Genomic DNA, 11,548 nt, shown 5'->3' with positions numbered 1-11,548 from the left:
CTGCGCAAGGGTTTCCTGAGTGACCGCAAAAACGGGGTAAAACGCCGCTGCGGATCGGTTGCCGTAGGTAATGGTGCCGGTTTTATCGAGGAGCAGCACATCCACGTCCCCCGCCGCTTCGATGGCGCGCCCGGAAGTCGCCACCACATTGGATTGTAACAATCGCACGATGCCGGCGATGCCGATGGCGGGTAACAGTGCTCCGATGGTGGTGGGAATCAGGCAGACCAGCAAGGCGACCAGCACCGTCAAGCTGATCACTGATCCAGAGTGGCTGGCATAATGCACGCTATACCAGGAAAAGGGATACAGGGTAACCGTGACTGCCAGAAAGACCAGCGTCAATACCACCAGCAGAATGCTCAGGGCGATTTCGTTGGGGGTTTTGCGCCGCGCCGCGCCCTCCACCATGGCGATCATTTTGTCGAGGAAGGTGTTACCGGCCTCCTGTGTCACCCGGATGATGAGCCAGTCCGAGATTACCCTGGTGCCACCGGTGACCGCGCTACGATCACCACCGCTTTCGCGGATCACGGGCGCGCTTTCGCCCGTGATGGCGCTTTCATCGACGGCCGCGACCCCTAGCACAGCCTCGCCATCCGTGGGCACGAGGTCTCCTGCTTCTATCAGAACAAAGTCACCGTTGCGCAGACTCGCGCCGGGAACCTCCTTATAACTCGCCTCGTGTAACGGTTTTGGCAGCTTTTTGGCCGTAATTTCCTGTCGGCTCTGCCGCAGGCTATTGGCCTGAGCCTCGCCCTGGCGCTCGGCCAGTGCTTCCGCATAATTGGCAAAAATCAGCGTGAGCCAGAGCCAGAGGTCGATCATGCCGGTAAAAGGCGCTTCCCGGTTATGTGCGATCAGGTCATGAAAAAAGAGGGCCAGCAGCAGCCAGGAGCCGATGTAGACGACGAACATCACCGGATTGCGCCACTGGCGACGCGGGGAGAGCATGCTGAAGCTGTCCCACAGCGCATCCCGACTCTGGTCCTTCCAGTTGATTGGAGATGTCGCATGTTTATGGTGGGTAGATTCCATGGATATGATTCCTCAGTGAGTCAGGGTGCCAAGGGGCGCCAGCTGCTCCGCAACCGGCCCCAGCGCCAGAGCCGGAAAGAAGTTGAGCGCGCCAACCAGAAGAATGACGCCAACCGTCAGACCGATGAAAATAGGCGTGTAAGTCGTCAATGTTCCCGATCCAGCGGGGATTTTCTTTTTCTCGACCAGGGCACCTGCCAGTGCCAGCAACGGCAGATAGGTCCAGTACCGGCCCAGCAATATGCACATGCCGGTGAGCAGGTTGTAGAATCGGGTGTCGCTGCTCAGACCGCCGAATGCGCTGCCATTGTTGTTGGCCGGACTCGTTACGGCATAGAGCACCTCGCTGAAACCGTGCGCGCCGGGATTGAATACACCTGCCCGCCCCGCTGCCGTAGTGACGGCAAGGGCAGTGCCGATCAGCACCAGCAACGGCATGACCAGAATGGATAATGAGGCCATTTTTATTTCAAAGGATTCAATCTTCTTGCCGAGAAACTCCGGTGTGCGTCCCACCATGAGACCGCCCAGAAAAACGGCAAAAATCATGAAGGCGAGAAAAGTGGCGAGCCCTGAGCCAACGCCGCCAAACACGACCTCACCCAATTGCATCATGAAAAGGTTTACCCCGCCTGACAACGGCATGAGGGAGTCGTAGGCGCCGTTAGCGGCTCCCGTCGAGGTCGCGGTAGCCAGCGTTGCAAACAGCGCGGTCGCGCCGGCACCGATACGGTCTTCTACCCCCTCCATATTGCCACCACCGGCAAGGCTCGCGGTGTTGGCCTGGGTGATCCCCAACTGGGTCAGGACGGGGTTCCCAGCCAGTTCATAGTGCTGACTTACGAGGGTCAGGGGGACAAAGAGCACCAGCATGGAAATCAGGATGGCCCACGCCGTGCGCCTGGCCTTGGCCATATGCCCGAACATGAACACGAGTGCGGAGGGGATGAGAATCATGGCCAGGGATTCTAGAAAGTTGGTAAGAGCGGTGGGGTTTTCGAAAGGGTGGGCATCGTTCATGTTGAAAAAGCCACCGCCATTGTTGCCGAGCATCATGATGGCTTCTTGCGAGGCCACTGGTCCCACATGCATTATCTGATGAAGAATGGTTTTATCGTCGGATACAAAGGGTGCAACAAGATCTGCCCGCACCTCGCCGGTGAGAGTTTGGACCACGCCCTGTTCCATAAGAATCAATGCAAAGAGCGCAGAGAGGGGAAGCAGCACGTAGAGAACGGTGCGGGTCATGTCGACCCAAAAATTTCCGAGATCCTTGGTTTTATGGCGGACGATAGCGCGAATGATGGGCAGGACGATGGTGATTCCCGTCGCCGCCGAGAGGAAATTCTGCACGGTCAGGCCCAGCATCTGCGAGAGGTAACTCATCGTGGAGCCACCGGAGTAATCCTGCCAATTGGTATTGGTGGTAAAGCTGACTGCAGTATTGAATGCGGAAGCACTTGGGACGCCACCGAAATGTAAAGGATCGAGGGGCAGCGCACCTTGCGTCGACAACAATGCATAGAGAAAAACGCCACCGATCAGGTTAAAGATCAACAGGGCGATGGCGTAGCGCTTCCAACCCATTTCCTCGCTCGCAGAAACTCCGGTGATGCGGTACAGTCCCTGCTCCACGGGACCCATCAGGTGTGTCGCCCAGAACCGATCGCCAGAGTAAACGCGATGCATATAGCGACCTAGAGGTAATGCCAGCAGAATGGTCAACGACAGAACCGCAGCCGTCAGTATGATGGTGGATATCATAGGAACCGCTCCGGATTGATCAGAAATACCAAAAGATAGATGAAGAGCATGATGCCCAATCCGAGGCCTATCCACACGAACGCGTTCATTTTATCCTCCTCAGGCGATCCAATAGTTCAACGAGCCCTATGGATGTCAGGAAAAAACCGATAATAATAAATAAGTACACAAGTTCCATGCCAATCTCCTGCGTGAACACGGGCCCAGAGCTCGCACACAATCATAATATGCGCACATGAAAACCTAGCAATATTGCATCTATAAATTCCATATAAATCATCTATAAATTATATATAAAATGTATAGTTATGAGTAAATATCAGGCATTACGGATAACGAAGGCGTTAACCCGCTTGGTAATGGCCGGGCTTTGGCCTATGCTCAAACGCGGGCAAAGAGGGAGTTTTATGGACGGTGGTATCCGATACTTGGTAATAACAGATGTCCACTGAAGATCGCGAAGACGGACGACCTGATCCGGATGCCCTGTTGGCACAGGTGCAACTGGAGGAACAGACGTGCCAGCGTGGACGCTTCAAGGTTTTTTTCGGTGCCGCCCCGGGCGTCGGGAAGACCTACGCCATGCTACGTTACGGGCAGCAGGAGATGGCCAAGGGGGTGGACGTTTTAGTGGGCGTCGTCGAAACCCATCAGCGCAGTGAAACCCAGGCGTTGGCCGATGCCCTGCCAGTGTTACCACGAGTGTATATTCCATATAAAAATGTTGTGCTTGAAGAGTTTGACCTGGATGCGGCCCTAGCCCGCCGTCCTAGCCTGCTCCTGCTGGACGAGTTGGCCCACAGCAACGCTCCCGGCTCCCGCCACAAGAAGCGCTGGCAGGATTTGGAAGAACTGCTGGACGCGGGGCTTTCCGTAGCGACCACCGTGAATGTTCAGCACCTGGAGAGCGTTCACGAAGTCGTCCGGCAGATTACCGGGGTACAGGTTCAGGAGACCCTGCCGGATCGGATCATCCAGCAGGCCGATGAGGTGATTCTGGTAGATATCAGTGACGAGGATCTCTTGCAACGGCTCAAGGAGGGCAAGGTGTACCTGGGCGAACGCGGTCAGCGCGCGATGACGCATTTTTTTCGTAAGGGTAACCTTATCGCCCTGAGGCAATTGGCACTGCGACTGGCAGCGGACCGGGTTGATCTGGAGTTGCGACAGTTTCATCAACAGAATCCGGAAGAGGGGCGGCGTGGCGGTAGCCGGGATCGTTTATTGGTAGCCGTGAGCGGCCGCCCGGAAGATGAGCATCTGGTGCGCGCGGCTTATCATCTGGCGACCGCTCAACGGGCCGACTGGCTGGTGATTCATGTGGACACCCCACACGGCCTGCTGCAGAAACCTCAGACCCAGGCATGGATATGGAACCACCTGCATCTTGCGGAAAGCTTGGGTGCTGAAACCGCACGGTTGACCGGAGTAAATATCGGCGCGGAGGTTTTGGCTTATGCGCGGCTGCGCGATGTCACCCAGGTTGTACTGGGACAGACGCAGGGTTTGCGTAAATTCCTTTGGTGGTGGCCCGGTTCCTTGACGGCGCATCTATTGAACAGCGAGCGCGACATTGATGTGGTGATTCACCCGTTACCGGTTAAAAAAGCCGTTACCGAAGATCGCCGCCTGCGGAATCAACAATATCTCGGCATCGTGGACACGCCCTTGCGACGTCGTACCCGGAATCGCGCCTTTGTGATCAGCGGGGTAACTGGTCTCGCTTTAAGTGGCCTAGCCTGGTCTCTGGGGGCTTACCTGGGTTTTGCCGGGATCTTCATGCTCTACATGCTGGGCGCGGTGGGTACCGCCCTGATGTACGGCCGCTGGCCCTCCCTCATCACATTCATTGCCGCCGTGGTCAGTTACTACTCGTTTGGATTGGATCGCGGTTTGCCAACCACGGTGGGCTCGCTTGCTTACTTCGCGCTGATCCTCTCTCTGATCCTGCTCATCAGTCAACTGGTGGCGCGATCCCGCGAACAGGAGCTCATGGCCCGGATCCGCGAGCGACGCGCCCGCAATCTCTATCAATTGGTTCAGGCGCTCAGCAGTGCCCGTGGTGTCGAAGGGATTCTCAACGCCAGCATCGAGAAATTGCACCAGACTCTGGGTATTTCGGTCGCATTCTGGTTACCACTGGCGGACAACGCGGGGAGTCCTTTGCAGATGTTTCCAGCGTCCACCGAACTGGAAGCCCCACAACGCAACCTGCGGGCCGCTGCCCGGTGGAGCTTTCTGAATAAAAAAAATGCCGGGATGAGCACCGACACGTTGGCGGATATTCCGGCACTGTTTATGCCCATGCTGTCCGGCGAGCGTGCGCTGGGGGTCATGATGCTGTCGGATCTCGACCTGCGTCGGGCTCCTGCAGACTGGTTGCGCTTTCTCGAAACGGTGGCGCGACTCATCGCGGTGGCGCTGGATTCGGCGCAAGCCTCTCTGCAACGTACTGAAGCGGATGTCCGTTTGCGGGTCGAACAATTGCAAAATGCACTTTTAGGCGCCGTTTCCCATGACCTTCGGACGCCTTTGGCCGGCGTGCTGGGTACGGCGACGACGCTGCAGCGCAATGCGCAGGGTTTGACTGCCGATGAGCACGATCTTCTGGAGAACATCCGTGAGCAAACCCAAAAGATGGAACACACCGTGGACCGCATTCTACACATGGCCGCATTGCAGTCCGGGCGACTCAACATCAAAAAAGAATGGGTTCCTCTGGAAGACCTGTTGGTCAGCGCGCGCGATCAGGTTAAGGCAGTATGCACCGATCGTCCTTTTCAGACGCGGATATCCAAAGACTTGCCGTTGTTCCGCGTGGATCCGCAACTCATGGTGCAAGTGCTCACTAATCTCTTGGAAAATGCTTGTAAATATAGCCCGAGCGACCGCGCTATCGAATTAGAAGCCTATGCGAACGATGCCGAGATTATCGTTTGCGTCATTGATCACGGTTTTGGCGTACCACCCGGTCGCGAAGAGGAAATATTCACCCGTTTCAGCCAGATTAAACCCCCTGTCGGGTTGGGTGGAAGCGGACTAGGTTTAGCGATTTGCGCTGCGATTATTGAACTGCATGGGGGACGCATTTGGGTGCGTAACCGGGTCGCAGTGCGTGGTGCGGTGTTTTGTTTTTCCGTACCTCGGGAGACCGAGCCACCTATGCCACCTGACGGAGACTAAGCCATGACGACCATACACGAAGGCGATATGGATATCCTGCTGGTGGAGGATGACCCAAGTATTGGCGGGTTTCTACAGGCGGCGATGGACCGCGAACCGGGGTATCGCTTGCACTGGGCAACCACGCTGAAAGATGCCTGGAAGGCTTGGGAAAAACGGCAAGTCCAGGAAGGTCGGCCGTTTGCCCTGATTCTGCTGGACCTTGCTTTGCCGGATGGGGATGGACAGGGATTGATTCATCGATTACGCGATCATGGAGGGGAACAGGCGTTGATCATCGTCATCTCGGCGCGCGGCAGCGAGGCTGACAAGGTGCTGGCCCTCGACGGTGGTGCCGACGACTATCTGACCAAGCCGTTTACCATTGGCGAATTATTCGCACGCTTGCGTGCACATTTGCGGCGGCGTCCGGCAGGTTCATCCGCGGAATCTTCCCATTGGGTCATTGGCGTTTTGGAACTGGATGATCTCACCCATACAGTGCGCAAGGGCGGGGTGCCCGTTCCAATGACGCCCAAGGAATATCAACTGTTTCACCTTTTTGTGATGAATCAGGGACGGATATTGTCGTATCGACGAATCCTCGGTGCAGTGTGGGGAGAGCACAGCAGCGATCAGGCCCACTATGTAAGGTTATATATCAAACGATTGCGGGAAAAGATTGAGGATGACCCCGGAATGCCACAATATCTGGTGACCGAAAAAGGGATTGGATACCGATTTGGCGATCTGGAGGTGTCAAAATGACCATGTTCAAGGGAAGATGCCACGCGCTTTTGCGGCGCGGATAAAACGGTAATCAGTCATCGTCATCCGCATGCTTTTGTGCGAGAAACCCGACGCCATCCAGCACTTGATAAAAGTCCCGCGCATAATAATCGGGCGCCACATCGTTATAGGATTTGCTGCCCTGATTGGAATCCACAAAGATGGTTTTCATCCCCGCCTGCTGGGCGCCGTAAATATCCCGATACATGTCATTGCCGACATAAATGGCTTCATGGGGAGCCACTTCCAATTGCTCTGCGGCCATGGTGAATAATCGGGAGTCTGGTTTGCGATAACCATAGTCACCGGAAATAATCCGTATATCAAAATATTTCTTAATACCCATCGCGCGCATTTCGGGGAGGGCGAAGCAGCGTTGCGCGTCAGAAATGGTGGCCAGCCGGTAGGTTTCCTGCAGACTTTTCAGTGTGCGCTTGATGCCATCGTAACGCTCCAAGCGGGTACGGGAGAGGCCACGGTGCAGGCGTGCCAACTCTTTCGCCAGCCTTTCCCGACCCTTGACAGGTTTGCTGTTCTCCTGGATGAGCAAGGTGTGCCAGATCGCCTCGACGTCTATTTCCGGATATCGTTCAGTGGATTGGCGTTTTTTCTCCTTCATGATGGCGAAGTAGCGTTCCCGAACCTCTCGCCGATTCATAAAGACCCGGTGATACGTGAGGTAATGGGAAATGCCGCGATAAACCTCTTCCATTTCCTCATTGGTTTCAATGTTGATCATGGTGCCATAAAGATCTAAACAGACGGCGCGTATGGACATGGCGTTACCTCCGCAAAATGTGAACGGCTTCGTGGACCAGGACTTGGCTGTAGCGCCAGTCAAGCCAGGAATTACGGGCGATGCGTAACAGGGTCATGCCCATATAAAAAGGTGTTCGCTCAGTAATCGATGCAAAAGCCGCATGGCGATCCGGAAAGTGGGTGCTGTATTCCCAGAGAAAATGACCGATAAATGGTTCGGCATGTTCTCCATGATGGGTGGTGCGCATGAAATGATGTTTTATTTCCCCGGCAATCATGCCGAGGTCATACGCGCGATCGGCAAACTGCATACGTTCAAGATCAATGGCGATGGTGCGCCGGTGCGGGGCGAAGAGAAAATTGGAGGGCGTGGCATCGCCATGGATCAGGACTTGCCGATCTGCCCACATACTGCCCATCTGCTGCCAGCGCTCCCGGCAATGATAAAGTTCGTCGGTCTGACGGGCAGCTATCCGGTGGCGTCTTTGCAAGCGTCCCATGATCTTGTCGAAATAAGCAAAATGAGCATCAAAACGCACTGTTTCAGAGCGCGCAGTCCAGTTATGTAATTTGGCAAGGAAATAGGCAAGATCCGTCAGTCGTGCATATAATAACTTTGCGTCGTTGCGTTCAATGCTTTCTTCAATGACGCTGGAGAGCGATTGCCCAGGACAGTATTCCTCGATGAGGACGCTGTTCATAGCCTGTGAAATCCCCAGGGGTTGCGGAATATACAGCCGCTCGATTTTGAGACCCAAGTCGCGCAACGTATGCATATGCTGCCATTCGTTATGAGCCAGCTCCCAGGCCTGTTGTGGATCTTTCCCGATTCGGTTGAAAAACTTACCGATGACTTTCCGCTGTGAATGGGTTTCCTCGTAGAGAAAAACCTCATTGGATGCCGGAAGCTGAAATACCCGAAACTGATGGGCGCGTTCTTCTGTGAGTAGCTGTGGATATATTTGCTCTTGCAGATATGTGTAAAGCGGATCATGGGGATTCAGGCGGCCCAGATATTTCATTTCAAACCTTTTTTCTTGTCACGCATCTCCAGGGGGTGGAGATTGCAGCGCCGGGCGTAACTGTATTCCGATGATTTTCCAGCCTGGTTCCGCGCTCTTCAGCAGCGGTGCAATGTTTTGCAGAATTTGTTGCTCCAGTGCGGATTGGGCGGTGGTGGAAGTGGTGACCCTGGCCAAATCCGGAAAGGCCATGAAGGGGTTGGCGATACGTGCGTCAAGCTGGCGCTGTAAAGGGTGAAGGTTCTGCCAGGGACCATTGCCCTGCATGATAGCCACTGGGTGAATAGTGAGGGCTTTGATTTTTCCTGCATGGTCTGTGACGGTGACGCCATAAGACCCAAGGTCGATGTTGCGTCGGGTAGGCGTTGGTGCTGCCGGGTTCGGTGTCACAGCTGGCGGGCTGATTCTGCGCAGATGAACCGGCAGATTAAGGGCAATACCCACGGCGACGGCGGCGAGCAAGACCGCCAGGATGCCGAAGCCCACCCACCGACCACGCCCGGATTTGGCTTGCTTTTTTTTGCGAACTGCCAATCTCCGTTTCTCCTTTGCCAGGTAAGCAGCGTTTATTGGTTCAATATGTTTTAGTTGTACCATGGGCAGGCCGACACAACAAATGTGGTGCCATTGGGCGATTTGCAGGATTGCATTACACTCCCTCTGAGAACCGGTATTTACACAGACTATTCAAAAGGGAGCTCTGGCATGGCGGCAGGCCATTTGCGGCGGGAAGGGGGGACGATCGGGCTACTTTATGCGAGCCTGGGGGCCATAGTGGGTTCCGGCTGGTTGTTTGGGCCACTGCATGCGGCGCAGCAGGCGGGGCCCTTGAGCCTGGGGTCCTGGGCGGTGGGGGCGACGGCTATCTTATTGTTGGCGCTGGTGTACGCCGAATTGGGGCCAATGATTCCGCGCAGTGGTTCTGTTGTCCATATCAGTCATCTGGGCAATGGGCCGTTGTTAGGCCGCATCTGGAGTTGGATTCTGTTTTTTTCCTACGTCTCCATCGCGCCGGTCGAAGTGACGGCGGTGATCACTTACGCAAATAATTATCTGCCGGGTTTTCTCGCCGGTGAAGCGGGCGTGCTCAGCGACCGGGGTTTTGTCGTCGCCATTTTGCTGCTGGGTGTTTTTGTCTTTCTCAATTTTCTGGTGATTCGCTGGGTGCTGTTGCTTAATAGTGCCGCGACCTGGTGGAAGCTGATTATCCCGGCTGCCACTGTCTGCGTCTTGTTGAGTTTTTCTTGGCATCCCGAGAACCTGCAATTGCATCATTCCCAGGGGAGCCTGGAGGGCATGTTCACTGCCGTGGCCAGTGCTGGGATTATCTTTTCTTTTTTCGGATTCCGGCAGGCGATCGATCTGGCGGGGGAGAGCCGGAATCCCGGGCGCAGTATTCCCATAGCGGTTATCGGTTCGGTGCTGATTGGCACCATGCTGTATGAGGGCTTGCAGTTTGCGTTTCTGATGGCGGTGAACCCTGCTGATCTGGCGCATGGGGGATGGTCGCACCTGGCTTTCGCCGGGCTTACTGGACCCTTTGCGGCATTGGCCGCAGCCGTAGGCGCCGCCTGGTGGGGTGTCATCCTCTATGTGGATGCCCTGGTGTCGCCAGCGGGTACCGCCTTCATTTACACCACTTCATCGGCGCGTATTACCATGGCGGTAGGAGAAATGGGCAGTGCGCCGCGAGGGCTGGCGCGGATTAACGATCGTGGTGTGCCCTGGATCGCTCTGTTGACAGTATATGCGGTTGGTGCGCTCTTTTTCTTCCCCTTTCCTTCCTGGCAAAAGCTGGTGGGATACATTTCTTCGGTGACCGTGCTTTCTTATAGTCTGGGACCGATCGTACTCTTGCAGTTGCGTCGCGCCATGCCTGATGCCGTGCGCCCTTTTCGTCTTCGCGGTGCGGAAATTCTCGCCCCGGCAGCTTTTGTGGTGGCCAATTGGATTATCTTCTGGGCCGGGCTCGACACCCTGAGTTTCACCTTCAGCGCGCTGACCATCTTGATGGTGGTTTTTTTGGTTTACCATTACGTCCTCGCCAAAGAGCGCCGAGCCCAAAGCCTGGGATGGCGCTATGCGTGGTGGGTGTTACCCTATTTTGCGGGTTTGTGGATCTGTAGCTACCTTGGTCCGCAAAATCTTGGTGGCAGAGGCCTTTTACCTTTTTTCTGGGATATGGCGGTACTTGCTGCATTTAGTCTGGTTATACTTCTTGTGGCATTGCGCACGACAGTGGCAGACCAGGTGATGAGGGATTACGTGGAGAGTCTGAACGCTGTGCCGGAGGCGGCGCCATAGCCTTCCCGTCTTGCTTCTGGATGGCGAACTGCACGCTGTTTCCGACCGATAATTTTTGCACCGGCAAGAGGACGACATGGCCGAGGCCCCAGTCTTCCGAGTCGGTGTCCTGCACCGATTGCCAGCCATTGATGCCCCAATGCAGGGTGAAGGGCGCCTGCAATAACACCCGCAGTTCTTGTCCGGCGAGCAGTTGACGCGGCCGCTGGCGCAGGCGCCAGAGCCGATAGTCAATTTTCGGAACCTTACCCTGATAGCGCTTCCAGGTATTCGCCGGACGATCTATCGGCGTACCCCGCACAGCGCTATGGCAGAGTTTGACGAACTCGCCATGGGCCCAGACCAAAGGCATGGCCGAGCCGCTGGGGTGGCCGGGAAACAAGCCCTTTTCGGGTATGGGTGCCGCATCCCAGACTTGTTCCGGGAGCAAGCCACCTTTACCGGTCATGGCCACCATGGCGTTGATGTAGGGCAAGGCATCTTCCCCGGCGGCGAGGGCGTAATGACCCCGTTCACCTACCAGCAAGGGCCAACCACGGCCGATGCCAGTGCCATCGAATGGGCTGCCATCGGCGTGCTCGCCGTAACCATCCCCGTTGTAGCGGTGCCAGACCGGGCCGCTTGGGGTATCGGTCTTGAGCACGCCGTCCATGACTTTGACCGACGCCACGATATGTGGATCATCGGCGCTGCGCAGTCCGTAGCGCACC

At 55.8% G+C, this 11,548-nt stretch carries 9 protein-coding genes and 1 pseudogene; 3 read left to right on the top strand and 7 right to left on the bottom strand.

All coding sequences use genetic code 11. The features are described from left to right. The 3 genes from HF921_RS06955 to kdpF form a co-directional block, all read right to left on the bottom strand. Positions 1–1,038 (bottom strand): HAD-IC family P-type ATPase (locus tag HF921_RS06955; protein ID WP_215893567.1); only part of this gene is annotated, 1,038 nt, incomplete at its 3' end. Between the two features lie 12 nt (positions 1,039–1,050). Beyond that, a complete protein-coding gene (gene kdpA / locus HF921_RS06950) occupies positions 1,051–2,802 on the bottom strand; it encodes a potassium-transporting ATPase subunit KdpA (protein WP_215862253.1) in 1,752 nt (583 codons plus the stop codon). Beyond that, positions 2,799–2,891 carry a K(+)-transporting ATPase subunit F gene (kdpF, locus tag HF921_RS06945; RefSeq protein ID WP_215850130.1) on the bottom strand — a complete coding sequence of 31 codons (93 nt, stop codon included), beginning with the start codon at positions 2,889–2,891 and terminating at the stop codon, positions 2,799–2,801. Before kdpF ends, kdpA begins: the two co-directional genes overlap by 4 nt. Positions 2,892–3,243: 352 nt before the next feature. On the opposite strand from kdpF, the gene HF921_RS06940 reads away from it, so the two are divergent. Both HF921_RS06940 and HF921_RS06935 read left to right on the top strand, forming a co-directional pair. Next, the gene (locus HF921_RS06940; protein WP_215862254.1) at positions 3,244–5,985 is read left to right on the top strand and encodes a sensor histidine kinase; all 2,742 of its coding nucleotides are present in this window, start codon (positions 3,244–3,246) and stop codon (positions 5,983–5,985) included. A gap of 3 nt (positions 5,986–5,988) precedes the next feature. Then, the gene (locus HF921_RS06935) at positions 5,989–6,732 is read left to right on the top strand and encodes a winged helix-turn-helix domain-containing protein (protein WP_215862255.1); all 744 of its coding nucleotides are present in this window, start codon (positions 5,989–5,991) and stop codon (positions 6,730–6,732) included. A 52-nt stretch (positions 6,733–6,784) separates the two neighbouring features. Here HF921_RS06935 and HF921_RS06930 read toward each other — a convergent pair whose 3' ends face one another. Genes HF921_RS06930 through HF921_RS06920 form a run of 3 tightly spaced genes read right to left on the bottom strand, consistent with a single transcriptional unit; the run spans position 6,785 to position 9,068 of the window. Next, positions 6,785–7,531 (bottom strand): HAD family hydrolase, encoded by a 747-nt coding sequence (locus HF921_RS06930; RefSeq protein ID WP_064218564.1) that lies wholly within the window; start codon positions 7,529–7,531, stop codon positions 6,785–6,787. A gap of 4 nt (positions 7,532–7,535) precedes the next feature. Further along, positions 7,536–8,534, bottom strand: coding sequence for an aminoglycoside phosphotransferase family protein (locus HF921_RS06925; RefSeq protein WP_064218565.1), 999 nt, complete (start codon positions 8,532–8,534; stop codon positions 7,536–7,538). A gap of 18 nt (positions 8,535–8,552) precedes the next feature. Next, entirely contained in the window at positions 8,553–9,068 is a 516-nt protein-coding gene (locus tag HF921_RS06920; protein ID WP_215893566.1) for a hypothetical protein, read from the bottom strand. 171 nt (positions 9,069–9,239) lie between these two features. Here HF921_RS06920 and HF921_RS06915 point away from each other — a divergent pair, with 171 nt between their 5' ends. Continuing rightward, positions 9,240–10,838: an APC family permease gene (locus tag HF921_RS06915; protein ID WP_215892680.1), complete on the top strand. Its 1,599-nt coding sequence runs from the start codon at positions 9,240–9,242 to the stop codon at positions 10,836–10,838. Here the strand turns inward: HF921_RS06915 and HF921_RS06910 are convergent. Beyond that, positions 10,744–11,548, bottom strand: a pseudogene (locus HF921_RS06910) (hypothetical protein); the annotation flags it as partial. The gene HF921_RS06915 and the pseudogene HF921_RS06910 sit on opposite strands and share 95 nt — an antisense overlap.

The sequence above is a fragment of the Acidithiobacillus ferriphilus genome (assembly GCF_018854775.1).
Taxonomy (GTDB): domain Bacteria; phylum Pseudomonadota; class Gammaproteobacteria; order Acidithiobacillales; family Acidithiobacillaceae; genus Acidithiobacillus; species Acidithiobacillus ferriphilus.
This window is presented reverse-complemented; position numbering and strand designations above follow the sequence as displayed.

Excerpts from the sequence above, each read along its gene's own strand:
- kdpA (WP_215862253.1), bottom strand. The coding sequence starts at position 2,802 with ATGATATCCACCATCATACTGACGGCTGCGGTTCTGTCGTTGACCATT.
- kdpF (WP_215850130.1), bottom strand. The coding sequence starts at position 2,891 with ATGAACGCGTTCGTGTGGATAGGCCTCGGATTGGGCATCATGCTCTTC.
- HF921_RS06940 (WP_215862254.1), top strand. The coding sequence starts at position 3,244 with ATGTCCACTGAAGATCGCGAAGACGGACGACCTGATCCGGATGCCCTG.
- HF921_RS06935 (WP_215862255.1), top strand. The coding sequence starts at position 5,989 with ATGACGACCATACACGAAGGCGATATGGATATCCTGCTGGTGGAGGAT.
- HF921_RS06930 (WP_064218564.1), bottom strand. The coding sequence starts at position 7,531 with ATGTCCATACGCGCCGTCTGTTTAGATCTTTATGGCACCATGATCAAC.
- HF921_RS06925 (WP_064218565.1), bottom strand. The coding sequence starts at position 8,534 with ATGAAATATCTGGGCCGCCTGAATCCCCATGATCCGCTTTACACATAT.
- HF921_RS06915 (WP_215892680.1), top strand. The coding sequence starts at position 9,240 with ATGGCGGCAGGCCATTTGCGGCGGGAAGGGGGGACGATCGGGCTACTT.